The following is a 26,539-nucleotide window of genomic DNA, read 5'->3' as shown; positions in this document are numbered from 1 at the left end:
ATAAAATGAAAAAAATCTATCCAGCTTTATCGATTGTTGCACCGATGGGACGACAAATTTCTCAAGGAAATAAAACCTTAGAGATCCGTTCTTGGCGACTAGAGCAATGGCCGCTCAAAGATTTGATTATTGTGGAAAATAAGCACTATTTAACCCACGAGGACGATGAAGAGTTGGGGGTATGCTGTTGCTATGGTTGATGTTGAGTCGATTCACTCATGGAGAGAAGATGAGCTTGATTCGGCGATGGCATCATATTCGGAAGAGGGATATTGGGCTTGGGTACTCACAAATGTGCGTCCAATCCATATTTCGATGCCTGTCATAGCAAAAAGAAAGATTTATTTTATTGAAATAGATCATGCATAATTTTTATTATGCACTGCTGTATAGAAAGATTACTCTTAGAATTGTTATAAACGCCAAAACTTAGGAACACCCTTCATGACTCGTGTTGCCCGTTACCATGCTGATCGCACTAACCAAAAACTCTACTTTGCTCGACTTTCATGTCAACAAGCAGAACAAATTGATCATGTGCAACAAGCTCAGGCTTACCGTGAGGCTGCTGTGTTTCACTTGCATGGCGCGGTGCTTGCGTTTCTACAAGAGTTGGTCCGTTACTACCGCTTAAATGACTTTACCCCGACCTTGAAGTCCATAGAAGAGCATATGGCAGCTAAAGGCCAAGTCTCGCCTGAAGTGACTGTGATGCAACAACTGTCGAAAGAAGGTTTCATTGCCGAGTTAAAACGTGCTTATCGCTTGTGTCAGTATGCGCCAGAGCCGAGTACACCTGAACCTGAGTCAGAAACTTCATCGAATCTGATCATCAAAGTAACTCAAACCCCTCAGGCATGGTTACCCGATACCAAAATTTTACGTGAGTGGCATCGAGACTTAACGGCGTTGATCGATGGCTTTCGGAATGAGATGGTTGAATTCTAAAAGCGATGACCAGCGCTTGAAGTTTGAAAATTTGTCCTTATATCAATAAGTCTAAGCGAAGCAAAGTGCAACTGCCTTTGCCACCATGTTGAACATGGAGGAAATATGTCTATAGAACAATTGAAAGAATTATTTGGAAATCAAGAAGCCATTTTAGAATTGGTTCAACTTGAAGGTGGTGAGCTCGCACTACGTAACGCAGGTTCGGAGAGTGCGCCTTTAGTCACGATCCAGTTTAATGAAGAGCTCAAAGCATTATTGGGCGACCAGACAACAGTCGTTGCTCAGCAGATGGTGCAAGCGGCTTTATACGGCTTACTTGAAAAACAAGTAGGCGAGTGGCAAGCGGAAGTGGTGGACGAAAAGCCACAGTTCTTCAGCTAAGCCGAATAAGAAAAAACGCACTGAACAGTGCGTTTTTTGTATCCAGTGTTGGTTGGTTAGTGGGTGGGTGCTTGATGATGTGCAATCTGAATTTGATTTAAAATATGATTGCTCATATTTTTCGCCATTTCCTCTTTTGCAAAATAAACTTCACCAATTTGATCGCGGCGAATCACTTCGGCTTCTTCTTTGCTTTCCGCACATACCAAAACCTGAATCTCAGGATTGAGGGTTTTGGCAATATCCACGATTTTATGAATATCTAAAATATCCATCGGGGAAAGTACCAACAGGCGCGCATGTTGAATATGGGCTTGAATCAGTACGCCAGGGTCTGTCGCCATCCCAGAAACAGCCGCAATGCCTTTTTCACGCAGGTTTTCTACAATTTCACGGTTTTCTTCCGCAATCACTACTTTAATGTCTTCAGCCATCAATTGTTTGGTAATGCGACGGCCAACTTCACCATGCCCAACAATCACCACTTGATCACGTAAATAGTCTTGTGAAACTTCATCAGGTAGCATTGCCAATGGGTCACCACTACGTTCCAGTAAGCGTGCTAGATGCGAGCGCTCACGAATCCAGCGTTGTACAGGCTCAATTGCGGAGAACACAAAACTGTTTAAGGTGATGGAGATGAGTGCTCCTGCCAAAATTAGGTTTTGCCCTTCTAGGGACAATAGTTTAAGTGAAACCCCGAGTGTGGCTAAGATGAAGGAAAACTCACCAATTTGTGCCAGTGAAGCACCGACGGTGAGTGCCGTATTGATGGGGTAGCGAAAAAAGAGCACCAGTGCCATAGCGGCAATGGTTTTGCCGATCATAATAATTGCAACGACTGCAAGCACATGCACAGGTTGTTCCACTAAGATGCGTGGGTCAAATAACATGCCCACTGCAACAAAGAACAAAATGGCAAAAATTTCACGTAGAGGGAGAGTTTCTTCTTCGGCGCGGTGGCTAAAGTCAGACTCTTTAACGACCATCCCGGCAAAGAAAGCGCCCAGTGCCATGGAAACACCGAAAATTTTGTACGCGCCAAAGGCGATTGAGACCGCAGCAGCCACCACGGTTAAGGTAAACAGTTCACGTGAACCAAGTCGAGCAACAAATTGCATGATCATTGGAACAAGACGTTTCCCGATGATCAGCATAAAAGCGATGAAACCTACCACTTTAAGTAAGGTGATGCCTAAGGTAAGCCAAATGTTATCATCAGCACCGCCTGCAAGGGCCTCTCCACCGAGTAGCACTGCTGTAGCGGGTAAGAGTACCAGCACCAAGACCATGACCAGATCTTCAACCAAGAGCCAACCTACGGCAATTTTACCGTTGACCGAATTGAGTAGACCACGGTCTCCCAGTGCTTTGAGTAATACCACTGTACTGGCACAGGACAGGCTTAAGCCGAAGACCAAGGCAGAGCCAAAACTCCAACCCCAGATCATACTGACGCCTATTCCGAGCAGGGTCGCGACAGCAATTTGTAAAATAGCACCAGGCAGTGCAATGCGTCGAACTTGTAATAAGTCATTGAGGGAAAAATGCATGCCCACACCAAACATGAGGAACATGACCCCAAGTTCAGCCAATTGGTTCGCTAGATGAATGTCCGCGACAATACCCGGGGTATTGGGACTAATAATGATACCCGCAATCAGATAACCAATGAGTGGGGGAAGGCGTAAGCGTACGGCAAGATAGCCGAAAATGAGCGCGAGCCCAAAACCGACAGCAAGTAATATAATGAGATCTACGTCATGAGGCACTAAAAACTCCTTAAGCAAAAGTTAAGGGTGAAAAAGAAGCAAAGCACAAAAGGTGCCAAAAGAGATTAAAAGTTTAACAAGTCGAACGAAAAAAAAGCAAAAAAAAACGACCTAAAGCAGGTCGTTTTTTCCAAAAAACTAAAATTATTTAATTTTAGCTTCTTTGAAGATTACGTGTTGACGGATTTTTGGATCAAATTTTTTGATTTCCATTTTTTCCGGCATAGTACGTTTGTTCTTAGTTGTGGTATAGAAATAACCTGTACCAGCAGTAGAAACTAGGCGAATTTTATCACGCATTGTTCAGACTCCTTAGATCTTTTGACCTTGAGCACGTAGGTCAGCAACAACCTTCTCGATACCCAATTTGTCGATAATACGCATACCTTTTGTAGTTAGACGAAGACGTACGAAACGTTTTTCGCTTTCTAACCAGAAACGGTGGTGATGCAGGTTCGGCTCGAACCGGCGTTTGGTTTTGTTATTGGCGTGCGAGACGTTGTTGCCAACGACTGGACGCTTGCCGGTAACTTGGCAAACCTTAGACATGGTGAACTCCATTGCTAGACAGCACCGATTGTGCGCTAGTTATTAAGTAAACGGATGAAATCATTCAAGGGGCGTTTTATACCAAAAATGCGCTTAAAAGACAAGCGATTTTCATTAAAACTAGGCATGAACCCGTGCGATAGGTCATGCCTTGATCATTTAGCGAAGAAGGGTCTTTGAAATCAACTTGTGAATTGGTTTGTTAAACGGTGGGAGAATGAATTTCAAGCTATATAACTTGGGATTCGACATCACTGACCGTTCATGCGACAAACTGAAGAAACCTTCTGGACCATGATATTTCCCCATACCTGATGCACCAACGCCACCAAATGGTAAATCGTCTTGTGCGACATGGGTCAAAACCGTGTTTTGTCCGAAATGCCCTGAATGAGTACGCTGTGCAACATAATCTGCACGCGCCTGATCAAAGTCGAAGTAGTATAATGCAAGTGGACGCGGACGGCTATTAATAAACTCGATAACATCGTCTATTTGATCATATTCCATGATCGGCAGCAGTGGTCCAAAGATTTCGTCTTGCATAATACGCATGTCAGGCGTGACGCCAGTTAACAGTGTAGGGGGCACTTTACGTGTATTGGAGAAGGTTTCATGGGCTGGGTTGATTTCAACCACTTGTGCTCCATGCTCACGTGCATTTTCAAGATAACCTTGCAAGCGGTTGTATTGGCGGTCATTAATAATTGAAGTGTAGTCTGGATTATGCAGAATGTCAGGATACATCTCTTCCACACACTCGCGGAAGTGTTCAATGAACTCGGCAGTTTTACCTTTAGGCAAGAACATATAGTCAGGTGCCACACAGGTTTGACCTGCATTCCACAGTTTACCTGCAGCAATCCGCTGTGCAACATCCCGTAAATGAATAGAAGGATGTACTAATACTGGTGATTTTCCGCCAAGTTCGAGGATCAATGGAACGAGGTTCTCTGCCGCAGCAGACATGACGGTTTTACCGACATTGGTTGAACCTGTGAAAATCAGTTTGTCAAAAGCCAGACGACAAAAGGCATCCGAGATCGCACCACCGCCATTGGTCACGGAAACTAATTCTTGAGGGAAGGCTTCAGAGAGCGCTTTTTCAAGGATGCGACCAAAGTTACCCGATGAACTAGAAATCTTGATCATGGCATGGTTACCTGCCGCCAAAGCACAAATTAAGGGTCCAATCGAGAGTAATAGAGGATAGTTCCATGGGGTAATAATGCCGATCACACCTAAAGGTTGATATTGCACCCATGCTTTAGCCGGCTGGTGAATGATGGAAACGTGACGTTTCGAGGGTTTCATCCACGTGGTTAAATGCTTGCTATAATATTTGATGTGTTCAAGGCAGGTGAGTAATTCCCCAATTTTGGTTTCACTGGTGGAACGGTTGCCGTAGTCTTGATTAATTGCCTCTGCAAATTGATCTTGATACTTAACTAAGATACGCTTAAGTCGTGCCAAACGGTCAATACGCTCTTTTGCGGTTGGCAATGGATAACGTAAATAAGCGTGCTTTTGCTGTTCAAGCACATCATGTAGGTGCTGAATATCATAAGAATGTGGTGTCAATGAAGTTGTTTTTGTTTGACTGTTCATGCCGCACTACCATTTCAAATTTCAATTTATGTTTAATTTTTAGAGTAATTGCTCTAATTAGTCAAGTTACTTTATGTGTTAGTCTTCTAATGCTCTGAATGAATGGTTATTTTAGGATGTCTCAAACTAAAACGTTGAAAACCAAAGAACGTATTTTGCAACTCAGTTTGCAGCTTTTTAACGAGCGTGGAGAACGTTCTGTTACGACCAATCATATTGCAGCTGAATTGAATATGAGCCCGGGCAATTTGTATTATCACTTTCGCAATAAAAGTGAAATTATCAAAGAGCTCATGGAACAGTATCAAGGCGAAACGCTACAGATGCTGGCTTTGCCCGATGACCGTCTGTTAGATGCTAATGATAAAATTCGTTATTTTCAGGTGCTAAGCAGCCAGTTGTGGGCTTATCGCTTTTTACACCGTGATGTCTATCATTTGGTTGAAAACAATGAAGACTTCCGCAAGATGTATCCACGTTTTGCAGGGCAGGTGATGCAACAAGGGCAAAAGATCTATCAGGCCTTTGTTGATGCCGGTCTGATGCAAATGACGTCGTCAGAAATTGAAGCCCTGATTATCAATTTATGGATTGTACTGACCAACTGGACCAACTTCCTTTATATGTCGGGTCATATCACTGACTCCAATACATTAGAAGAAAAGTGGGTTTGGCAGGCACTGCGTCAAATGGTGTTCTTAGAAGGGGCCTATTTGCGTGGTGAAAGTCGTGAGACGTATGAGCGGTTGTTGGATACGATGGGGCCGTCTGAACTGTTTTCGAGCTTGGCGTCATTTAAATCGGATGATAAGCCATAAGGTGTTTTGACAGCTGAGTAAAAAGCGCTAGAATACTCGGCTTGATTTTCATTTTACTGATTTAAACTGACATGAATATGACAACTGCTAACACGGCACGTTTACTGATTACTTGTGAAGATAAGCCAGGGATCGTGCAAGCTGTATCGAGCTTTTTGTATCATCAAGGCGCGAATATTACTGCGCTTGATCAATACGCGACTGAAGCTCAGGGCGGACGTTACTTTATGCGTGTTGAGTTTGAACTAGACAATTTACAGTCTCGTAAAGAAAGCATTACTCAAACTTTTGCTGCAAATGTAGCAGAGCGTTATGAAATGCAATGGCGTTTGGCGCTGGTCAGCGACGTGAAAAAAGTCGGGATTTTGGTGTCTAAAGTAGACCACGCCTTACTTGAGCTATTATGGCGTCATGCGCGTGGTGGTTTGCCGTGCGAAATTACCAAAGTGATTTCTAACCATGAAACTTTACGTGAAGCGGTTGAGAACTTTGGTATTCCGTTTGAAGTTGTCCCTGTAACGAAGGACAATAAACGCGAAGCTTATGCTGAAATTGATGAATTAATGCAAGGCAATGATTTATTGGTACTTGCGCGTTATATGCAAATTCTAGATGAAGCATTTGTCGAGAAGTGGGAAATGAAAGTGATCAACATTCACCACTCCTTCCTACCTGCTTTTGTTGGCGCAAACCCATATAAGCAAGCGCATGAAAAAGGTGTAAAACTTATTGGCGCAACCGCGCACTATGTCACTGCGGATCTGGATCAAGGTCCGATCATTGAGCAAGATGTAGAGCGCGTGAACCATGACTTTACGGTTGATCAATTACGTGAATTGGGTCAGGATGTTGAACGTAACGTCTTGGCACGTGCAGTGAAGTGGCACTTAGAAGACCGTATTATTGTTGATGGTAACAAAACAGTCGTTTTCCAATAAAAAATTGGTTGCAAGCAAGACTGAAAAAGGCATACATTAAGTATGCCTTTTTTGTTTGAGTACGATTAGAAAAAACCATAAAAAGTGACAAATTAATAGTTGCAAATGAAAACACTTCTCATTTATCATTGCGCTACTTTATTGTACTAACCGATAAGCGTTATAGTGGAAACCAACCCAGTGGCCACTTCGCTTAAATTAGGTCACCGATTTTAATGAGTTCAACAGTTATTTCTCCTATGCAGACTCCCAACCCGATGAAAAAGAAAGTTCTTGCTGCTTTGATCGCGGTTGTCGTGGGCCATATGGGCGTATTGTGGGCAGTGAACCACATGAAAGCTCCTGAACTCAAACCGATTGAAAAAGAACCCTTGAAGGTTCGCTTCGTTAAAATTCAAGAACCACCAAAACCGCTACCACCTAAGCCGAAGGAAGAACCGAAAAAGGAACCGACTAAGCCGAAGGAAGTGAAGATTGTGGAGAAACCACAACCGACCCCACCGAAAAAGGTAGAAAAGGTTCAACAAGTTAAAAAAGCAGAAGTGGTTAAACCGGTTGTTAAACCAACCGAAACCCCAGTAAAACCGACAGTCACTACGACGATTACAGAGAAAAAAGTCGAAAAGCCTGTCGAGAAACAAGAACAAGCGAAACCTGTTACTCAAGCTGAGCCTGCCGATACTTCACCGCGGTCGGTGTCGATTGGTGGTTCAGGTGTGCAATGGAGCCGCTCTCCAAAACCAGTTTATAGTAATCAAGATTTACAAGGTGAAAACCGTCGAGTCGTGGTGCTGATTGAGGCGAATGAAAAAGGGGCGATTGTGAATGCCCGTATTACGCGCTCAAGTGGTGTGCCTGCTTTAGATGAAAAGATTTTAAGAGCTGTCAAAGGCGCTAAATTTAAACCTTATAAAGAAAATGGTGTGGCTTACCCAATTCGGGCTGAGCAACCATTTGATTTAGAATTGAATACAAAACGCTAACTTTATCAGGAGTTCGAGTATGAACTTTTCAGTTTATTGGCAACATGCTGATGCAGTCAGTAAAACACTGTATTTCATCTTGTTGGCAATGTCGATTGCAACGTGGACCATCTTTGTTTTACGTATCATGGGTACACGTCAATTGAAACAACAAGCTTATGCTCAACTTTCGCAAGCTTTAGCTAAGTTAAAATCAAAGTTTGCTGTATTGAACTTTGAACAACGTAAAGCTGTTGCAGAACAAGCACTCCTTCGTCAAATTTCTGCTGAAAAAGCGAATGCTGAGAAAGGTGTTTCAGTTCTAGGTACGATTGCATCGCTTGCACCGTTCGTTGGTTTGTTCGGTACAGTATGGGGGATTTTCCATGCCCTGGTTGCTGTTGGTAAAAGTGGTCAAGCGGGCTTAGCGCAAGTTGCAACTCCTGTAGGTGAAGCACTGATCATGACGGGTTTGGGTTTAGCTGTCGCGATTCCTGCTGTGTTAGCGTATAACATCTGTGCACGTGTAAACCGTACTTTGGCACATGAGCTTCAAGACCAAGCACACGGCTTGCTCATTGATACCATGTTGCAACAAGACTCAGCACCTGCGGCAGTAGAAAGTAAAGCGACTCAACAAGGTTTAGTTGGAGGTCAAGCTTAATGGCTTTTCAATTGGGTGACGATAACGATGCTGGCATGAATGAGATGAATCTCATTCCGCTGATCGATATTATGCTGGTTTTGATGATCATCTTCTTGGTGACAGCGACCGTTGCCAACCCATCAATTCCATTAACTTTACCAAAAACGACGGCTGATATTGTAGATCCTCCACCTAAAGCCATTACGGTGAGTATTAATGCAAAAGGCGAAGTGGCTTGGGATAATCAAGTGATTAGTTTGGAAGAACTACAAACGCGTTTTAATGAAGCGGGTGAGTTGGAAACCAAGCCAACGGTTCAACTTCGTGCAGATAAAGAATCTCGTTACGATATGGTCGCACAAGTTATGTCTCGTGCGAGTGAAGCTGGACTGGCGGATATTGCTTTCGTAAGCGATAACTAAGTTGATGTTAAAAAAAAGCGACTCTTGAAGTCGCTTTTTTTATGGTGAATGATTGAGTTATTTGCTGTCTTTCAATAAAGCCTGAAACTTAGAGCGCAGCTTCATCAGTTTTGGTGGAATGGCAAAGTTGCAATAGCCTTGAGATGGGTTACGAGCGTAAAAGTTTTGGTGATAGTCTTCAGCCGAATAGAACGTCGGTACAGGGCTGAGTTCGGTCACAATATCGATACCTTCTGCTTTTAAGTCGTCAATCGCTTGCTCTGCATCAGCACGTTGTGCATCATTAAAATAGTAAATGACTGAACGATACTGGGTGCCGACATCATTGCCTTGACGGTTGAGTGTTGTAGGATCATGAGTGGCAAAAAACACATCAAGCAGCTGAGCATAGCTGATTTGAGTTTCATCAAAATCAATTAAAATAACTTCGGCGTGGTTGGTATCGCCACGACAAATATCTTCATACGTTGGGTTGTCGGTATCTCCACCTGCATAACCACTGGTCACTTTAAGTATGCCCTGAAGCTCTAAATAAACCGCTTCTACACACCAAAAACATCCACCACCAAAGAGTGCTTGTTGCATTTTAAAATCCTAATTGTGTTTATATCTGTTTATATAAGGGCTGATTGGTGCAGTACAATGTTGTCTGCTACAGATTAAAAAAGCCTGTGATTACAGGCTTTTTTATAGAAATAATTTAACGTGGTTGAATGGCAGAGCCAAACTGTAGCAGAAAGTTGCCATGTCGATCGAGCAGTTTCAGAGTTTTACCAAACACTTGGTAATGCGTCACTTTTGCCAGCGCTTCTTGGAACTGTTGCGGGAGAGTACTGTTATTGATACAGGCCATTCGGGTGGTTGCGAGCTGGCTCAAGGTGAGCGTATCGCGCCCGACGGTATAGCTGCCCATAATGCGGTTACAGCCATCTGCACCACTGATGCGGTTATCAGCTGAAAACTGAAGGCTTGGAATATTACGTTCATTGGGTGCTGTTTTAATTTCGGTATTGCCAATTTGCGTCAAAATCCAAGTCCGTTGCTGAAGCTGTTGAATGTTGGCCATTTCAATGGTGTCGGATGGCGGTGGTGTCGTTTGGCAGCCAGTCATGATTAAGCTACTCGCTAAAAGACTGCTTGCAATCAGTTTTTTTAACATGGGATCAGATTCTTATTTTGATGTATCGTCTGAACTATCAAAGCAAATTTTGTCCTGGATTGCCAGTTTTAACTTGCAGCTTTTCGTTGCAGACTTTAGCGTGTTTGGTCAACGGGTAAACCCTGACGAATAAGCTGTGAATACTCACGACTGGTTAACTCTATTTCTTTACTTACGCGTGGGTTGATATAGGCTTTTTGATACCATGTTTTCATATCCCACTGTGGACTAATCGCGCCTAAGTCATACAGATAATTCGGTAAATAACCTGAAGCTAAAATACGATAGTCGGTTGGTAAAGCGTCATGTGAAACGGCTTGAACCATATCAAACACCAAGGTGGTGCAATTACTGGTGAGGGTGTTATACCACTTAGGATGTTTGGCGAGCTCGTCTGCCTTATGTAAATACTCTACAAACAGTGCTTTACCTTCAGCCTGTCCGAGGCGAACAGGAAAGAAATAGACTTGTTCATGACGAATATTGCTACGGGTATACACAATATCATGCTCATCTGAGGCCACTAAACTCAGCTCATATTTTCTAAAAAAACCACCAATCGCTGAAAATTCTTCATTTTTCTCTTTGCGAATTTCAATGGAAAAGGTCAGTGGTGCAGTATTGGCAAAATCAAAACTGACCAAGGTATGTGCGATTTGCGGCCCCATCCAGTATGAGGTAATGATATTGACCCCAGTGATTTGATTCAGATTGAAAGAGCGGGTATCCCAATGTTCAGTGTAGGAGCCGTCTGGGTGCCATGTGAAATTGCGGACATTATGAAGGGTGACATGGTCGCCTTGTTTTTCATAATGCAAGATTTTTGCTACTTCAGGTTGCCAGTCGCGGTCTTGGCGAGCATCTAAACTAAAATACCAAGACAACGCCAGTAAAAAGCTAAGGAGATAAAAGATGATATCGAGGCGACGACCAAAAAAGCTTTGGGTGATATAGATGCCTAAAATGCTGAGCGCAAAAGCAATCCAGATCCCAATAAAAATACGGCTGACCAACCAACCCCAAGGCGCTTGAATCCACAATGCAAAACACAGCCAAATTGAACTGAACAAGACAAAAATACTAAACAGGATGTGGAGTAATCCAAAGCCCAGTGCCCGCCAAAATTCTATTTTGATCATGTTATGCATCGTGCTTTTAGCAAAAAGAATATGCTTTATTTTTGATAGGTTGCGAACTCAAAAGCAATTCCAGTTTTGTCATCCATATGTTGTTCTGACGCCACTTTTTTAAATGCTGCTGGAATGGCAGGGTAAAAGACATCCCCCATAGCATCTATATTAATATGTGTTAACTCTAAACGGTCTGCAATATCAATGGTTTGTTGAAATATTTCGCCGCCACCTATGATAAAAATAGTTGTAGGTTTCTCGGAAGATTGAACGTCTTTAATAGAATTTTCTAAAGCTTCCTCAATTGAATGAGCAACTTTGACTCCATCAAAACTCCAGTTTGGATTACGAGTAATTACCCAGTTCACGCGTTTAGGTAAAGCACGCCCAATTGAGTCGAAATTTTTACGCCCCATGATAATTACGCCACCTTGCGTAATTTCTTTGAAGTGTTTTAAGTCTGCTGAAATATGCCAAGGAAGATCGTTATCTTTACCAATACATTGTTGGTTGTCCATAGCAACCACATGTACTACTTCATAATTACTGAAAGTCATAACTCTAAAATCCAAGCCAAATTTAAACAACGCAAAGCAAAATAAATCCCACTTTAACTTAATAAAATGGGATTTAGTTATTGTAACTATAAAATAGGAAATTAAATAGTTACGATTTTTTAAGTTCGCTTAAGAATAGTAGATATTTATTCTGTAAAAGATTTTAAACAGCGACAGGTGCTTTAATCCCGGGATGTGATTCATAACCCACGATTTCGATATCTTCAAATTTAAAGTCGAAAATATCATTAACCGCTGGATTGAGTTTCAGTTGGCACAGCCCTAAAGGTTCACGGCTTAACTGAAGCTTCGCTTGTTCAAAATGGTTGGCATATAAATGCGTATCGCCACCCGTCCAGACAAAGTCACCCACATCTAAACCGCAGACTTGCGCGATCATATGGGTGAGTAGCGCATAACTGGCAATATTAAAAGGCACACCTAAAAATACATCGGCACTGCGCTGATAGAGCTGACAAGACAGTTTGCCGTTATGGACAAAGAACTGGAATAGAGTGTGGCACGGAGGAAGAGCAACTTGCCCAGCTTCTTGTGGATTCCAACCCGATACAATCAGACGGCGTGAGTTTGGATTGGTTTTAATTTCATTGATTAACCAAGCAATTTGGTCAAAACCATCTTTTTCATACAAACCGTCGGCTTTTTTTGTTGCACCGAAATTACGCCATTGATGACCATACACAGGCCCCAGTTCACCTTCTGGGCGACCAAAACGCGCAGTTTGTTCTGCGGTTGACCATTCGTCCCAAATACTGACTTTGTTGTCCTGTAAATATTGCACATTGGTATCGCCTTTTAAGAACCACAATAGTTCAATCACGATTGAACGAAAGTGTACTTTTTTAGTGGTTAATAAAGGGAAGCCTTGAGAAAGATCAAAGCGCATTTGATGACCAAAGACAGACCGCGTTCCTGTACCAGTACGGTCGCCTTTGTCGCCACCGTTGTCGAGGATGTGTTGTAAAAGGGCCAAATATTGACGCATATTTCTCTCATATGTTGGGGGTGATTGCTTATGCGCATTCTAGCTGTTTTTTAGCAAGGATGGAACTTTGGCAGCATAGGGCTTAGCCGCATTGCCCGCTGTCTTTTTATGCTTCAATTTTCTGCTGTCGGGACTGTTTTTATGTATTTTCGGTGCTTTGAAAGTGGTTTTGTACAGGATTTAAACTGAAATAATTTAATTATATTGGATCTAAATAGGCAGTCGTTTAGATGGGCAATCCATTCCATATCTAAGGACTTCATTGCTGATGTTGAAACATTTGAGCTTGAGGCGAATAGGCACTTGGTGAAGGATTAAATTTTTTTAGTTAATTTAGGTTTCAAAAAGTACAGAGAAAAGAAAACTTTAGAAAGGTTGTGTTGCATTTTGAAAAAAAATATTACATTTACGACATGAAAGTTCAATGCTGAGCGGTTAGTATTTCGAACTCGAAAAGTTGCACACCCCTAATGATTGGGAGGAGAGTTGGTTTTAGTATGCCTTATGATCAAAACGTAAATATGAATGACGTCTATGCGCCTGCGCAAACCAATATCATAATACGTTCTCAGTCAGAGCGAAATGTCACCGCTTCGGATATTTTAAGCTCGAAGCAGGCACGAGAAAGGGCTATTAGTAACCATCAGCGTGTGGATATTGAAAAATTTACAGGCTTTTTAAGAAATATTACCCGTCAAACCAGTACCCAAAAATGTGCTAAAAGTATTCGCATTGGCTTAGAGTCTGCGGGTGCACGCTTCAAGAGTCATCCTGTGGCTGCGGCAGATTGGGGTAAGACCTTAACCAGCATTGGTTATCGTAAAATCAACTTATCTTTTGATCAACCTAAAAAAGGCGATATTTATATTATCGACCGTACTGCAAAAAACCGTTATGGACATATTGCCGCTTATTCAGGCAATGGCTGGGTTTCTGATTTTAAACAAAGTGGTTATGCGGTTTACCGTAACCAAAATGTGAACTACAGCTATTATCGAATGGATTAAGCAGATGTTGACGGGATGTAGAGCAACTCCGCATCCCGATTAAATTCTTTTTTCACGCTGTGCGTGAATCGATACTAAAAATAAACCAATTCCACTAAAGCCGATACACTGAAGCGCCAGCGCAATTTTATCTTGCGCGGGTAGATAGCCGAGCAAACAAATCAGGGCAATTAGGGGTAGAAAAACCACCAAACGCGAAAAGCCTTCCTGATACGGATTGCCCTGAGCAATCTTCAAGTGCGCACCGCGCAGCAGATGCGTTGTAATGCCAATCCCTAGACTCAAACCAATAAAAATTGCGCCAAGCTGTTGAACTTGTGCTGCGATAACAATCATCACACAAGTTGCAATACAAATGATGAGTTTAATTTCACGGCTACAGCGTTCCGAATACCAAAAGCTCAACATGGTTTATTTGGACTCAGGCTGAGTATTGCTATGCAAAAGGGATAGGGGGGAAAATAGGCAAATCCCCAGCGCCATAAAACCAATCCCTTGTGCACCTGGAATCAACAGTTCACCATCTTTAATATTCATAAAAATCAGCGCCAAGAGTAGGGCAATCGGAATCCAAGTCAGTAGACGATATAAAAAACCTGTAGGATTTTTGGCGGCAAAATGGATTTTGCAGTAACGACAAATCAGAAAAACAATCCCAGTACCCAAGAACATTAAAATGGCATTGAGGCTCAGGGGTTCCATCCAATACAACACACCTGTTACAACAGCAATTGCGATAAAAATAAGTAATTTTTTAAGAATAGAAATTGATGGATTAAACCAAAATTCGAGCATGGGAGTGATGTATTTAAAAACCAAACATATGTCACTTTAGCATAATTTGGTCCTAAAAAAGGGGGCAATGATGCCCCCAATATTTAATCCGCTCATCGGATTAGCCATTATTCTTTTGTGGACCCCAATCATAGATTTTCTTTTGATAGGCATACCACATCATCCACACGCCGACCAAAATCATTGGCAGACTGAGGAATTGGCCTTTACTCATCCATGCGATAAACAACTGTCCGTTGTCAGGCTCACGGAAGAACTCGACGATGAAGCGGGCCATACCATAACCGATTAGGAATAAAGCTGAAACCGCCATACGAGGACGTGGCTTTGAACTGAACCACCACAGTACGATGAATAACAATAACCCTTCAAAAAAGGCCTGATAGAGCTGAGAGGGATGGCGAATTAGCTGTAGCGGATCCGTTGGGAAAATCATACCCAGTGCAAAGTTTGGGTCTGCAACAGGACGACCATAAAGCTCTCCGCCAATGAAGTTACCAATACGGCCAAACATGAGCCCTGTAGGTACACATGGCGCAATAAAGTCGAGGGTTTGGAACCAAGTCATTTTGTATTTCTTGCACCAGAACAGCATGGCAAGCATTACACCCAAGAAGCCGCCGTGGAAACTCATTCCGCCTGTCCAGACTTGGAATAGCCAAATAGGGTTGGCAAGGAATTGCTCAAAGCCATAAAAGAAGACGTAACCGACACGACCACCAATAACCACACCTAAAGCACCATAAAAGATCAAATCGGAGACCATATCCGGTGTCCAACCACGTTCTTTCGCGCGGTAGCTTGCAAGTCCCCAAGCAAACAAAAAGGCCAATAAATACATCAGTCCGTACCAATGGACTTGTAAAGGGCCAAGTGCTATTGCGACGGGGTCAATATTTGGATAGGTCAGCATGCATATTCCTAGTCATTATGTTTTGAACAGATTTTAGCTGAAAGAGATGAAAAATGTTGTACATTCAATGTGTAAAGATGATGAGTATCGTTTATGTGTATTGTGGCAATAGCATGGCAGGTCTTGGATGAGATGCCATTGTGTTTGATTTCAAATCGAGATGAGTTCTATCAGCGCCCTTCGAGCCATTTAAAGCAATGGGAAAATAGTCCGATTATTGCAGGGCAAGATTTGCAGTCTGGCGGCACATGGATGGGTATAACGCCAACAGGACGTTGGGCAGTTTTAACCAACTTTCGCGATGGAAAGGATCAAACCAGCTATCCAACGTCTCGTGGACATTTGATTCAATCCTTTTTAGAGTCTGAACAAACCCCGATTCGTTTTGCTCAAGACTTAGAGAAAAAACAATGTGACTATGCTGGCTTTAATCTTTTTATGGGGGATCGCTATCAGGCGGTCTATATGAGCAATCGTGGTGAAGCACCACAGGTTCTTCCGAAAGGCGTGTATGTGGTGTCGAATGGTTTGATGACGGAACATTGGGAAAAAACCAAACATTTACGTAAGCGCTTTACCCAAGAGTTCCTACCGATGTTGCAACAATCTAACATCTTAAAAAGCGAGTTAGAGGCGACAGCTTGGGATATTTTGGAGGATGAACGCAAGATTATTCCAGACTTGTTGCCACAAACTGGGATCAGTCAGGATATGGAAGAGCTATTATCTTCGACCTTTATTCAAAGTCCGATTTATGGGACACGCTGTTCTAACTTCCTGCGCATGACCCATGAACAATGGTCTTGGCTTGAAAAGCAGCAGCTGGGTGAGTTCAAAGGAAAAATCACGGAACAGACGGTATTCTTTAAACCATAAAAAATGCCGACATAATGTCGGCATTTACTGCGTTTTTTTTCTTAACCTGCGATCACACCGCCATCATTACGTGTAATGACCACGGTTGCCGAACGTGGACGCGCAGTTTGGTTCGTACGATCGGTTTGGCTTGCAGGCCAGTGGCTGGTTGGTGCATCGTAGCTCTTAGAGTCTTCACCCGGATGTTGCACATTAATGAAAATGGCTTTGTGGTCAGGCGTCATGGTTACCCCTGTGATTTCACATTCAGCAGGGCCTGTGAGGAAACGACGTAAGTTTTCATCTGTAACTTTTGCACCCACAATAGTTGCTTGTTCATTTGGAGCAGTTGCAGCACCGCCATCACCCACTTGACCCGGTAAGGCTGCAAGCATCATACAGTTAGTTGTGTCGGTATACGCGCCATCATCGGTTTGAATCCACAGCACGCCCCGTGGGTCAAACCACATCCCATCTGGTGATGACAGATCGTTGTTATCATTTAAACCTGAGAGGTTAATGTTTTCCGCCATCGCAGCTTCAGCACCAAATAAGTAAATATCCCATTCAAAGGTCTCTGCCGCTGAGTTTTCTTCTTTGAAGCGAATGATATGACCGTTGACATTGCCTTTACCGCCTTCTGGGTCGCTATAGTTACGTGGATTCGCTGCATCGGTTGTATATGCTGTACCACGGTTTGAGTTGTTGGTCAGCGTAACATAAACTTCCCCATTTTCTGGGTTAACTGCGACCCATTCTGGACGGTCCATCTTGGTTGCTTTAACCGTGTCACCTGCTAAGCGTGCAAAGGTCAGGACTTCTGCTTGAGAGCTAAATGGGTAAATGCTGTTTTGTTCATTTAGGCCATTTTGTCCATAAGCCAATTCGACCCATTGTCCTGTACCGTCATCATTAAATTGAGCCACATAGAACTTGCCATTGTTCATGTATTTGTCACCTGCTCGGTAACCTGTGTTAATGTCTTTCGGGTCCCAAGTTGCATCCGAGACAAATTTATAAATGTATTCGCCACGAGAGTCATCCCCCATGTAGAAGGCAAACGGTTGGCCTTCAATTGCACGGCTTGCACGACAGTCTTCATGTGCGAAACGTCCTAGTGCAGTACGTTTTACAGGGTTTTGACCTGCGTTAAACGGGTCAATTTCTACAATCCAACCAAAGGTGTTCGGCCCATTACGGAAGTCTTGTATAGCAGTTGCTCCTTTAATAGTTGCATCCCAACGGTCATATAGATCTTGCGACTCAGCTTCGCCAATTGCGGTTTCCCAAGCATAACGTGAGTTCGTATCCAAATAAACGGTACGATTTTGCTCATCTTTATTTGGGATTTTATTTCCTGCTAGATCAAGGAGGTAAATAATTTGTCCTTTTTCATTCTTCTTCGGGGTGCCATCTGCATTTTTCTCATAAAGATAATCAATACTTAAGCCCAAGCCATAACGTTTTAATGCGATTTTTTCTTTCTCTGAGCGGCCTGAATATTCATCTGCACCAGCGCGTTTAAAGTATCCAATAAAGTTCTCTTCAGTAGTTAAATAAGTGCCCCATGGGGTGTAGCCATTGCCACAGTTATTATGCGTACCACGCGTTTTCGTCCCGACAGGTGAGTATTGGGTCGCAAGTAAAGTAGTGTTGGCAACAGGGCCGTTAAAGTCCATCACCGTGGATGCTGTGATGCGGCGATTAAATAACGAGTTTTGTATAATTTCAACTTTTTGATTGGTATTGTCTTTCTTGATATGAACGACAGAAACCCCATGTGCATTGACTTCACGAATTACTTCGTCTTCAGGACGTCGGCCATTGGGTTTAGTTGGCCCTTTAGGATGTAGGAATGTTGGATTGATGTATTCATGATTCATCACCAAAAGACCTTGTTCTGAGGCAGACGAATCATAACGGCCAGTTGAGTTGTTTAAACCAAAAAAACTCATACCATCATGGCAATCACCTGAACGGAATTGGAAACTCGGACCAGACGGGACATTTTGATCATCCCATGCTGCATATGCTGGGTTAATCGAATCGCCCATTGCATAGAGTACAGTTGCTGTATAGCCTTCAGGCACCGTAACCCAGTCATTTAAGTTTTTATCTACTGGGGTAAATGTTAATTTCTGTGGTCGTACGTTTGGATCGGTTGGAGGCGTTGTTTCATTGTTTGTAGAATTATCATCATCTCCACACGCTGTTAAGCTTGATGCTAATGCTAACGCAGCCGCTCCACTTGCAGTTTTCTTAATTAAGCTACGGCGTGAAATGTGTTTTTCTAAAATATCGCGAAAATGTGTATTGCTTGAGTTATTGTTATCGAGTTCTTGATCTTCGTGATATGGAGTTTGGTATGTCATGTCTTTTCCTAGCGTCTTTGCTTGGTCGTTTTTAGAAAGTTACAAACAAGGTAAAGCGTCAATATGACAGCGTGGTGAAGCTTATATGTCAAAAACATGAAGTGATCAGTAGCACATCTAGCCATAAAAAAAGCAGGCAATTTTGCCTGCTCATTGTTTTAAATCGGGGAGCTTAAACTTCAGTAGCTCGCTTTTTTTCAATCAGTTTTCCTAAAAAGAGACCAATCTCAAATAAAAGCCACATCGGTATCGCGAGCATAATCATCGAAAGAGCATCAGGTGGGGTCACAAACATTGCAACAAAAAAACAGCCGACAATAATGAATTTTCGTTTTTCAACCAATTGTTGTGTGCTCACCACCCCAATCAAGATGAGTATCAAGGTAACAATAGGAATTTCAAATGTTAAGCCAAAAACCAAAAACAGTTTTAGACAGAAGCTGAGATAGCTGTTGATGTCTGTCATTGGGGCCACAGTGTCAGGGGAAACACTGATAAAAAAGTGCAAAATGGATGGCAGTGCAATGAAATAAGCAAAAGCCACACCAGCATAAAATAAAGCAATACTACCAATCAAAAGAGGCGTTGCGAGTGATTTTTCTTTTTCGTATAGCGCAGGTTTTACAAAAGCCCAAAGCTGATAAATGATAAAAGGCATGGCCAGCATGAGAGCCACAAAAAAGTTCAGTTTAAATGGCGCCATAAAGGTAGCGGTAACATCCGTTGCAATCATAGATGAACTAATTGGAAGTTGTGCTCGTAAGGGTTCAGATAGCATTTGGTAGCTATGATTGGCAAAAGGCAATAAACAAAAAAACAAAATGAGAATTAAACCGACGATTTTAAATAAATGACCTCTTAAGATGATCAAGTGCTTAGTAATCGGCATTTCTTCAAGCAGCAGTTGCTCTGAATCTTGAGTCACTACAGGGCTTAAGTTGTTAGATTTCATACAGCCTCCCGCATCGGTTCAAAGCTATTTTGAACACAGCCTAAATAAGGTACCGAATCTACAGATGACTTGTGTTTCATAGGTTGAAGTGTAAATACAGGCGCTTTTTGATCTACATACTGATAAGTATGGGAGATATTTTTATTATCGAGTGTGGCAGTTTCTTGGTGTTTTTCATTTGCCAAAATATTTTGTTGTTGTATGTGTTGCATCTGAGCTTGCATCTTTTGTTCAAGCTCCTGAATTCGCTTCATTTCATTTTGCATTTGCTCACGTAATTCAGACATCCGTAGCTCACGGTCAATGTCATTTTGCACATTACTGACCATGCGTTTGACTTTGCCATACCACTTGCCCGCAAAGCGCGCTGCTTCAGGTAATTTCTCTGGTCCAAGAACCAATAGTGCGATAATGCCAAACACCAAAAGCTCTGTCATGCCGATATTGAGCATTGCAAAACTCCAATGACTTAATGTTTGACGGTTGAGTTGCTTGTGTTGCTATTTTGATGTTCTAAGGTACGTGGCTCATTGAGTTGAGCTGCTTCAGCTTCCTCATCACGGATTGATTTTTTAAAGTCTTTCACCGCACCACCGACATCTTTACCTAAGTTCTTAAGTTTGGCTGTACCAAAAAGAAGAATAACTACAATTGCAAAAATTAGTACGTGCCAAATTGATAATCCCGCCATGGGTAGATCCTCATCATTTTTCGTTTCCCCTATATCAACAGGCTTGTGTGACATTGCGGTGACGATGATGTTTCAATTTCAAGACAAAACGATCGCTTCGCACTGATTTTGAGAAAAAGCAGTGTTATGATGATTCGGTGAAATTTCAAGGATATTGAAGTGACGTTGCTGCTCCCTCTGTTGGCCTTTCTTAGTGGTTTATTCCTTGCATCCACTCCATTGGCAACACGGTTGAAAACAGGCTTTTCAAGTCTTTTAGCACGTTGCTTTATTCCGATTGTTATTGTCTACAACATGGTGTTTTATCAGGCTGGTAGCTTTAGTCTGATGTTATTCAGTTTTGTCGTGGCCGTGCTCTTATTTTACTTTTTCCTATATTTTTCAAAGAATAAATTAAGCGCCCTGTGTTTTAGTTATGTCAATATGGCATGGCTAGGCTTTCCTTTTGCGATTGCGTTGTTTGGCACAAAAAATAGTCCAGCAATGGTGGCCTTATATATCGGTGGTTCTATTTTTGGCAATCTCTGGGCAGTGACAGCTGTGAGCCAGACACCGTTAGCTTTTTCATTTATTTTAAAAAAAGTGCTCTGTGCTCCACCCATGATTGCTTTGATTCTGGCCCTCATTTTGCGTTCCGTTGGGGTACAACATTGGTCACAGCATGATCTGATTGATGTGATTTATAGTGCAGCCAAATTTGGTATGAGCTTCTCTGGCATGTGTGTATTGGGCATGTGGTTGAGGCACACCAAAGTTGAGAAAGCGGACCTGTGGCAAAGTGGTCAGACGGCTTTGTTAAAATTAGCATGTGGCGTGGTGCTGTGTGGGCTGAGTTATCGTTACCTCGCTATTCCTAATATTGAACAATATATTGGGGTCATGTTCTTATTGTTCTGTTTACCGCCAGCAGCCAATATTGTGGCTTTGGAAACGCATTATCAAGGTACAGGCACATCGGCAAAATACATTGCTTCAGGTACGATCATCAGCTGTGTCGTGGTGAGTATTTATGGTTTATTGCTACATGTATTCGCTGTGATCTAAGCACTCACTTTTAGCTAGAAATACATAGTACTGCTACGCAAGGGCGATAGAGGAGAATATGGAAAATCTTTCGCCACCGTCCTCCCCGAGGGGAGAAGGGGCAACATTACACAGCTTAGTTTTTATTGTTCTAAACTGGCTTTAAACAGTTGCATCGCCTGACCACGATGGCTGATTTTATTTTTTTCTTCTTTGCTCATTTCTGCACTTGAAAGCCCTAACTCGGGTAACCAGAACAGCGGGTCATAACCAAAACCATTTTCACCACGTGCAGCTTCTAGTACTTCACCTTTCCAAATGCCTTGGAAAATTTGTGGAAGAGGATCATCAGCATGTTGTACTAACGCTAAAACGCATACAAACATGCCTTCAATCGCTTGACCGTCTGTACGCAGTGGCTTGAGTTCAGCTAATAATTTTTGATTATTGGCAGCATCATCGCCGTGTTCGCCTGCATAACGTGCAGAGTAAATCCCCGGTGCACCATCTAAAATAGGGACGCAAATGCCAGAGTCATCTGCAATGGCTGGTTTTCCTGAAATTTTAGAAGCATGGCGTGCTTTAATAATCGCATTTTCGACAAAGCTCAAACCATCTTCAATGGCATCTTCAATATTCAATTTACCTTGAGCAATCACTTCAACAGGTAAGTTGAGCTCTGCAAATAATTTTTCAAATTCCGAAATTTTGCCTTTGTTATTGCTTGCGAGGACTAAGGTACCTTGAGATAACCAATCAGTTGATGCCATGTGAAAGATCCGTGCTTTAAAAATTATGCGGTTATTTTAACAAGTCCGACTCATGGATAGGCAATAAAAAAGCACCCGAAGGTGCTGAGTTTGGAAATAAAAGCTTATTGAGCTTGAATCCACTTGTCTGCACGGTCACGTGCTTGGCGAATTTGATCTTGTGTTAAGTTTGCCGCCAAGGCTGTTTTCTTGCCTTCAGAAAGCGTAATCACTTTATTATCGAGCATGCCATCACGGGTTGAAAGCTCATACCATTGATAAGCACCCATGTAGTTTTTCTTTTGCTCTTCCATCATCGCCAAGTTAAAGCTTGCGCGGTTATCACCACGGCTGGCTGCTTTTTCAAAGTATTGACGTGCTAAAGATTCATCTTTTTTGGTGCCTAGGCCATCTGCAAGCATACGGCCAACATTCAGCTGAGCAGCTGAAAGACCTTGATCTGCAGCGGCTTTGTACCAAGCAAAGGCCTGTCGTTCATCTGCAGAGATGTCTTTACCTTGTTGATACTTGGTTGCAAGATAGAACTGCGCAGCAGGCTGACCTGCTTTTGCCGCTTTAATTAAGCTATTGATATCCATAACAGAATATTGTGCAGCTTGACTCGCAACAGACGTGGTTGGGGAAACATAATCTGCATGAGCCTGAATGCTCAAAAGTCCAACCAGTAGTGTCGTGCTTAAGAATAGTTTTTTCATAGAGCGCTCACTCGATAAATTGCGACTTCACCAAACAAATTCGGGAGACGTTTACTGAGTAAACTATCTTGTTGATCCCCATTTACAGCGAGTCGATTAATAATTCTGATGTTATTTTCCGCACAAAGTGCTTCAAAATCACGGAAAGTACATAAGTGGATATTGGGTGTGTTATACCACATGTACGGTAAAGCTTCAGAAACGGGCATCATTCCTTTCAGTGCCAAGAAAGAACGGGTCTTCCAGTGGGCAAAGTTCGGAAAAGTAATGATCGCCTGTTTCCCTACACGCACCATATCACGTAATAAAACATCTGGTGCATCTACCGCTTGCAAGGCTTGTGCCATAACGACATAGTCAAAAGACTGGTCTGCAAAGCGGCTTAAACCCAAGTTTAAGTCTTGTTGGATAATATTTAACCCGCGACCGACCGCAATTGCAATCTTTTCTTGATCAATTTCCAGTCCATATGCGCGAATATTGTGCTTTTTACTCATATGGGCCAGTAATTCACCGTCACCACAACCTAAATCGAGTACGCTGGAATCAGGTTTGATCCATTTTTCTGCCAGTTGATGATCAATACGCATTACACAGCCTCCTGAGATGTTGCTTGAAGGTGTTCAGAACCACCCAAAAATGCACGTAATGCTTTTACATACAAAGGAATCGGGAACAGGAATGAGTCATGGCCTTGTTCAGCGTCGATATCTAAATAGCTCACTGGTTTGTGGTTGGTGATCAGCGCATCCACAATCTCTTGTGAGCGCTGCGGGGTAAAACGCCAGTCGGTGGTAAAGGACACCACGAGGAACTGACATTTGGTCTGTGACATGGCTTTAACTAAAGACTGTTCATACTCACGCGAAGGATCAAAATAATCCAAAGCTTTGGTCATAATCAGATAAGTGTTGGCGTCAAAGTTACGGCTAAATTGCTCACCTTGATAGCGCAAATAGCTTTCGACTTGGAATTCGACATCGAAACCATACATAAATTTGCCTGACTTTAAGTCGCGGCCGAATTTTTGTTTCATGGCTTCTTCAGACAGGTAGGTAATATGACCGACCATACGCGCCAAAATTAGGCCACGTTTTGGATAGCTGTCATTTTCAAGATAGCGACCATCATGGAAGTCTGGATCAGACAAAATTGACTGACGTGCGACTTCGTTAAAGGCAATATTCTGAGCAGACAGTTTCGGTGCACTGGCAATAATCACGCATTTTTGCAAACGGTCAGGATAATCAACCGACCATTGCAAGGCTTGCATACCACCCAGCGAACCACCAATCACCGCACTCCAGACTTGAATACCCAGATGATCGGATAAAATAGCTTGGGTTTTAACCCAGTCACGGACGGTGACTAAAGGAAAGTCAGGACCATAAGGACGGTTATCATTTTCAGGGTTTGGCGAAGTTGGCCCTGTTGAACCGCTACAGCCCCCAATATTGTTCAGTGCAACCACGAAAAACTTTGAAGTATCAATCGCTTTACCTGGGCCAATACAAGCATCCCACCAACCTGGTTTTTTATCGTCAGCATGATGGTAACCCGCAGCATGATGATGACCCGATAGTGCATGGCAAATTAAAATCGCATTGGATTTATCTGCATTGAGCTCACCATAGGTTTCAACCATCAGTTCATAACGAGGGAGAATACGACCGCATTCGAGCTCTAAGGGCTCTTCAAAAGTAAACTTTTGTGGACTAACGATACCCACGGAGTCAGCAGGAAAAGACACAGGAATAATTCGCCTTAAATCTTTGGGGTTAATAAACAAAAGGATACCACTTGAGGGTATCCTTCTAAAGTCATTTTAGTGCTAATTATTATTGCTAATACTTATACCGCAGCAGCAATCACTTGATCTGTGCTTAACACACCTTGATCAATTAAGCGGTTGGTACATACAATAATAGCTTCAATCGATGAGGTCACAATGTTGTCGTGAATACCTGCACCGAAGGCTGATTTCCCCGTTCCTTTGACTTGTAACTCAACCAAAGCCAAGGCTTTAGCATTTGCCCCAGAGCTAATACCACGCTCTTCGTAGCTCAAGACGTCGATTGGTAACTGTAAAGCATCCAACATTGCAGAGATTGGACCATTGCCTTCGCCACGTAATTGCTGCGTTTCACCATTCACTTCAACTTCAAGCTCAACCACTTGTTTGCCGTTGTTGTCATACAAACGGTAGTTTTTAGTCGAGTAATGCGTATCTTTGGTGTCTACATAAGTTTCTTTGAACAATTTCCAAATTTCTTGTGCGGTAATTTCAGTGCCTTCTTCATCGGTACGTTTTTGTACGGTTTGAGAGAATTCAATTTGGATACGACGCGGTAATACTACGTTGTAATTTGCTTCTAACAAGTAAGCAATACCACCTTTACCTGACTGTGAATTGACGCGAATCACAGCATCATAGTCGCGGCCCAGGTCTTTTGGGTCGATTGGTAAGTACGGCATATCCCAAATTTCTTCGTTCTTTTGGAACTCGAAACCTTTCTTAATGGCATCTTGATGCGAACCAGAAAATGCGGTGAAGACTAAATCACCTGCATAAGGGTGGCGAGGGTGAACAGGCAAGCCCGTACATTCTTCTACCGTTGCAATGATTTCATTGATATTTGAGAAATCTAAGTTTGGCGCAACACCTTGAGAGTACATATTCAAAGCAATTGCAGCGACATCGACGTTACCTGTACGTTCGCCATTACCAAACACACAACCTTCGACACGATCTGCACCGGCCATAATGGCCAATTCTGAGGCAGCAATCCCACAGCCACGGTCGTTGTGACAGTGTACAGAGATAATCACGCCATCACGACGCGCGATGTTGCGGTGCATCCATTCGACTTGGTCTGCATAAACGTTTGGGGTTGAAACTTCAACCGTAGCAGGTAAGTTTAAAATCACTTTATTGGTTGGTGATGCTTCCCAAATTTCGGTAACTGCATCACACACGTCTTTTGCAACTTCTAATTCGGTTGCAGAGAAACACTCTGGGCTATACTGGAACACCCATTCCGTTTCAGGATATTGCGCTGCATATTCTTTGACTTTGCTGGCTGCATTGACTGCTAATTGCTTCGCACCTGCAACATCAACATTTAAGACTTTTTGGCGGAAGGTTGGTGCATTTGAATTATAAATATGCACGATGGCACGTTTTGCACCCGCTAAAGACTCAAAAGTACGCTGGATCAAATGATCACGTGCTTGAACTAAAACCTCGATATACACATCATCTGGAATGTGATTTTCTTCGATCAATTTACGGGTAAAGTCAAAGTCAATTTGAGATGCTGAAGGGAAACCGATTTCAATATTCTTGAATCCAATTTTCACCAACATTTGGAACATTTTAAATTTTTGTTCCATATCCATCGGTTCAAAAATCGCTTGGTTACCATCACGCAGGTCAGTACTCATCCAAATAGGCGCTTTTGTAATTTCGTTGTTTGGCCATTGACGGTCTGGCAAGTCAACACGTTGATACATGCGACGATATTTTTTACTTGGATCAGCCAACATCATGAGGTAACTCCTTACATA

At 42.6% G+C, this 26,539-nt stretch carries 31 protein-coding genes and 1 pseudogene; 11 read left to right on the top strand and 21 right to left on the bottom strand.

Translation table 11 applies throughout. From position 1 onward, the window contains the following. Positions 1-5 precede the first annotated feature (5 nt). The 3 genes and pseudogenes from HYI04_RS07775 (at position 6) to HYI04_RS07765 (ending at position 1,332) form a co-directional block, all read left to right on the top strand. Positions 6-369, top strand: a pseudogene (locus tag HYI04_RS07775) (ASCH domain-containing protein). Positions 370-444: 75 nt separating this feature from the next. Further along, positions 445-948: a DUF6586 family protein gene (locus HYI04_RS07770; RefSeq protein ID WP_004978994.1), complete on the top strand. Its 504-nt coding sequence runs from the start codon at positions 445-447 to the stop codon at positions 946-948. A gap of 105 nt (positions 949-1,053) precedes the next feature. After that, positions 1,054-1,332 (top strand): hypothetical protein, encoded by a 279-nt coding sequence (locus HYI04_RS07765; protein WP_004692486.1) that lies wholly within the window; start codon positions 1,054-1,056, stop codon positions 1,330-1,332. 56 nt (positions 1,333-1,388) lie between these two features. On the opposite strand, the gene HYI04_RS07760 is transcribed toward HYI04_RS07765, so the two are convergent. From HYI04_RS07760 to HYI04_RS07745, 4 genes are all read right to left on the bottom strand, one after another. Continuing rightward, the gene (locus HYI04_RS07760) at positions 1,389-3,104 is read right to left on the bottom strand and encodes a cation:proton antiporter (RefSeq protein WP_159153379.1); all 1,716 of its coding nucleotides are present in this window, start codon (positions 3,102-3,104) and stop codon (positions 1,389-1,391) included. 144 nt (positions 3,105-3,248) lie between these two features. Beyond that, positions 3,249-3,404, bottom strand: a complete 156-nt coding sequence (gene rpmG, locus HYI04_RS07755) for a 50S ribosomal protein L33 (protein WP_003654787.1) — start codon at positions 3,402-3,404, stop codon at positions 3,249-3,251. A gap of 12 nt (positions 3,405-3,416) precedes the next feature. Next, on the bottom strand, positions 3,417-3,653 hold the full coding sequence (rpmB, locus tag HYI04_RS07750) for a 50S ribosomal protein L28 (RefSeq protein ID WP_000048256.1): 237 nt from the start codon (positions 3,651-3,653) through the stop codon (positions 3,417-3,419). Positions 3,654-3,812: 159 nt separating this feature from the next. Then, positions 3,813-5,261 carry a coniferyl aldehyde dehydrogenase gene (locus tag HYI04_RS07745; RefSeq protein WP_159153378.1) on the bottom strand — a complete coding sequence of 483 codons (1,449 nt, stop codon included), beginning with the start codon at positions 5,259-5,261 and terminating at the stop codon, positions 3,813-3,815. 116 nt (positions 5,262-5,377) lie between these two features. On the opposite strand from HYI04_RS07745, the gene HYI04_RS07740 reads away from it, so the two are divergent. The 5 genes from HYI04_RS07740 (at position 5,378) to HYI04_RS07720 (ending at position 9,047) form a co-directional block, all read left to right on the top strand. Further along, positions 5,378-6,079 (top strand): TetR/AcrR family transcriptional regulator, encoded by a 702-nt coding sequence (locus HYI04_RS07740; protein WP_005400842.1) that lies wholly within the window; start codon positions 5,378-5,380, stop codon positions 6,077-6,079. A 71-nt stretch (positions 6,080-6,150) separates the two neighbouring features. Next, a complete protein-coding gene (purU, locus tag HYI04_RS07735) occupies positions 6,151-7,017 on the top strand; it encodes a formyltetrahydrofolate deformylase (RefSeq protein ID WP_004692478.1) in 867 nt (288 codons plus the stop codon). 215 nt (positions 7,018-7,232) lie between these two features. Beyond that, complete coding sequence (locus tag HYI04_RS07730; RefSeq protein ID WP_178896049.1) at positions 7,233-8,000, top strand: energy transducer TonB; 768 nt, start codon at positions 7,233-7,235, stop codon at positions 7,998-8,000. 19 nt (positions 8,001-8,019) lie between these two features. Beyond that, complete coding sequence (locus HYI04_RS07725) at positions 8,020-8,643, top strand: MotA/TolQ/ExbB proton channel family protein (RefSeq protein WP_004692475.1); 624 nt, start codon at positions 8,020-8,022, stop codon at positions 8,641-8,643. Continuing rightward, positions 8,643-9,047 carry a biopolymer transporter ExbD gene (locus HYI04_RS07720; protein ID WP_004692473.1) on the top strand — a complete coding sequence of 135 codons (405 nt, stop codon included), beginning with the start codon at positions 8,643-8,645 and terminating at the stop codon, positions 9,045-9,047. The genes HYI04_RS07725 and HYI04_RS07720 overlap by 1 nt, the downstream gene beginning before the upstream one ends. Before the next feature lie 57 nt (positions 9,048-9,104). On the opposite strand, the gene msrA is transcribed toward HYI04_RS07720, so the two are convergent. From msrA to thyA, 5 genes are all read right to left on the bottom strand, one after another. Then, positions 9,105-9,632 (bottom strand): peptide-methionine (S)-S-oxide reductase MsrA, encoded by a 528-nt coding sequence (msrA, locus tag HYI04_RS07715; protein WP_159153376.1) that lies wholly within the window; start codon positions 9,630-9,632, stop codon positions 9,105-9,107. Positions 9,633-9,747: 115 nt separating this feature from the next. Continuing rightward, positions 9,748-10,206 (bottom strand): META domain-containing protein, encoded by a 459-nt coding sequence (locus HYI04_RS07710; RefSeq protein ID WP_178896048.1) that lies wholly within the window; start codon positions 10,204-10,206, stop codon positions 9,748-9,750. A gap of 95 nt (positions 10,207-10,301) precedes the next feature. After that, positions 10,302-11,354, bottom strand: a complete 1,053-nt coding sequence (locus HYI04_RS07705; protein WP_159153375.1) for a DUF4105 domain-containing protein — start codon at positions 11,352-11,354, stop codon at positions 10,302-10,304. 26 nt (positions 11,355-11,380) lie between these two features. After that, entirely contained in the window at positions 11,381-11,893 is a 513-nt protein-coding gene (locus HYI04_RS07700; RefSeq protein WP_159153374.1) for a dihydrofolate reductase, read from the bottom strand. A 163-nt stretch (positions 11,894-12,056) separates the two neighbouring features. After that, positions 12,057-12,899, bottom strand: a complete 843-nt coding sequence (thyA, locus tag HYI04_RS07695) for a thymidylate synthase (protein ID WP_148826757.1) — start codon at positions 12,897-12,899, stop codon at positions 12,057-12,059. 497 nt (positions 12,900-13,396) lie between these two features. Between thyA and HYI04_RS07690 the strand changes: the two genes are divergently transcribed. Beyond that, positions 13,397-13,906: a hypothetical protein gene (locus HYI04_RS07690; RefSeq protein WP_010325875.1), complete on the top strand. Its 510-nt coding sequence runs from the start codon at positions 13,397-13,399 to the stop codon at positions 13,904-13,906. Between the two features lie 39 nt (positions 13,907-13,945). Here HYI04_RS07690 and HYI04_RS07685 read toward each other — a convergent pair whose 3' ends face one another. The 3 genes from HYI04_RS07685 to lgt all read right to left on the bottom strand — a co-directional run bounded on the left by HYI04_RS07685 (position 13,946) and on the right by lgt (position 15,614). Next, on the bottom strand, positions 13,946-14,314 hold the full coding sequence (locus tag HYI04_RS07685; RefSeq protein WP_062035003.1) for a hypothetical protein: 369 nt from the start codon (positions 14,312-14,314) through the stop codon (positions 13,946-13,948). A gap of 3 nt (positions 14,315-14,317) precedes the next feature. After that, complete coding sequence (locus HYI04_RS07680) at positions 14,318-14,701, bottom strand: AzlD domain-containing protein (protein ID WP_125280825.1); 384 nt, start codon at positions 14,699-14,701, stop codon at positions 14,318-14,320. A 100-nt stretch (positions 14,702-14,801) separates the two neighbouring features. Then, positions 14,802-15,614: a prolipoprotein diacylglyceryl transferase gene (lgt, locus tag HYI04_RS07675; RefSeq protein WP_159153372.1), complete on the bottom strand. Its 813-nt coding sequence runs from the start codon at positions 15,612-15,614 to the stop codon at positions 14,802-14,804. A gap of 93 nt (positions 15,615-15,707) precedes the next feature. On the opposite strand from lgt, the gene HYI04_RS07670 reads away from it, so the two are divergent. Further along, positions 15,708-16,490, top strand: a complete 783-nt coding sequence (locus HYI04_RS07670) for an NRDE family protein (RefSeq protein ID WP_159153371.1) — start codon at positions 15,708-15,710, stop codon at positions 16,488-16,490. A 41-nt stretch (positions 16,491-16,531) separates the two neighbouring features. On the opposite strand, the gene HYI04_RS07665 is transcribed toward HYI04_RS07670, so the two are convergent. The 4 genes from HYI04_RS07665 to tatA form a co-directional block, all read right to left on the bottom strand. Next, positions 16,532-18,841: a PhoX family phosphatase gene (locus HYI04_RS07665; protein WP_159153370.1), complete on the bottom strand. Its 2,310-nt coding sequence runs from the start codon at positions 18,839-18,841 to the stop codon at positions 16,532-16,534. Positions 18,842-19,013: 172 nt separating this feature from the next. Next, positions 19,014-19,793 (bottom strand): twin-arginine translocase subunit TatC, encoded by a 780-nt coding sequence (gene tatC, locus HYI04_RS07660; RefSeq protein WP_159153369.1) that lies wholly within the window; start codon positions 19,791-19,793, stop codon positions 19,014-19,016. Next, on the bottom strand, positions 19,790-20,245 hold the full coding sequence (gene tatB / locus HYI04_RS07655) for a Sec-independent protein translocase protein TatB (RefSeq protein ID WP_159153368.1): 456 nt from the start codon (positions 20,243-20,245) through the stop codon (positions 19,790-19,792). Before tatB ends, tatC begins: the two co-directional genes overlap by 4 nt. Before the next feature lie 17 nt (positions 20,246-20,262). After that, on the bottom strand, positions 20,263-20,484 hold the full coding sequence (gene tatA, locus HYI04_RS07650; protein ID WP_148826751.1) for a Sec-independent protein translocase subunit TatA: 222 nt from the start codon (positions 20,482-20,484) through the stop codon (positions 20,263-20,265). Between the two features lie 159 nt (positions 20,485-20,643). Between tatA and HYI04_RS07645 the strand changes: the two genes are divergently transcribed. Next, complete coding sequence (locus HYI04_RS07645; RefSeq protein ID WP_159153367.1) at positions 20,644-21,528, top strand: permease; 885 nt, start codon at positions 20,644-20,646, stop codon at positions 21,526-21,528. 122 nt (positions 21,529-21,650) lie between these two features. Here the strand turns inward: HYI04_RS07645 and rdgB are convergent, their stop codons facing one another. From rdgB to leuA, 5 genes are all read right to left on the bottom strand, one after another. Then, entirely contained in the window at positions 21,651-22,277 is a 627-nt protein-coding gene (rdgB, locus tag HYI04_RS07640) for an RdgB/HAM1 family non-canonical purine NTP pyrophosphatase (protein ID WP_159153366.1), read from the bottom strand. Between the two features lie 104 nt (positions 22,278-22,381). Continuing rightward, positions 22,382-22,972, bottom strand: coding sequence for a tetratricopeptide repeat protein (locus HYI04_RS07635; protein WP_004692440.1), 591 nt, complete (start codon positions 22,970-22,972; stop codon positions 22,382-22,384). Further along, positions 22,969-23,562 (bottom strand): methionine biosynthesis protein MetW, encoded by a 594-nt coding sequence (metW, locus tag HYI04_RS07630; protein WP_004979039.1) that lies wholly within the window; start codon positions 23,560-23,562, stop codon positions 22,969-22,971. The genes HYI04_RS07635 and metW overlap by 4 nt, the downstream gene beginning before the upstream one ends. Next, positions 23,562-24,722: a homoserine O-acetyltransferase gene (locus tag HYI04_RS07625; RefSeq protein ID WP_058868904.1), complete on the bottom strand. Its 1,161-nt coding sequence runs from the start codon at positions 24,720-24,722 to the stop codon at positions 23,562-23,564. Before HYI04_RS07625 ends, metW begins: the two co-directional genes overlap by 1 nt. 101 nt (positions 24,723-24,823) lie before the next feature. Then, positions 24,824-26,521: a 2-isopropylmalate synthase gene (gene leuA, locus HYI04_RS07620; protein WP_178896047.1), complete on the bottom strand. Its 1,698-nt coding sequence runs from the start codon at positions 26,519-26,521 to the stop codon at positions 24,824-24,826. Between the last annotated feature and the right edge of the window lie 18 nt (positions 26,522-26,539).

The organism is Acinetobacter sp. SwsAc2 (assembly GCF_013391465.1).
In the GTDB taxonomy this organism is placed as follows: domain Bacteria; phylum Pseudomonadota; class Gammaproteobacteria; order Pseudomonadales; family Moraxellaceae; genus Acinetobacter; species Acinetobacter johnsonii.
The sequence above is the reverse complement of the archived record's forward strand: the minus strand, read 5'-3'. Positions and strand labels throughout refer to the sequence as shown.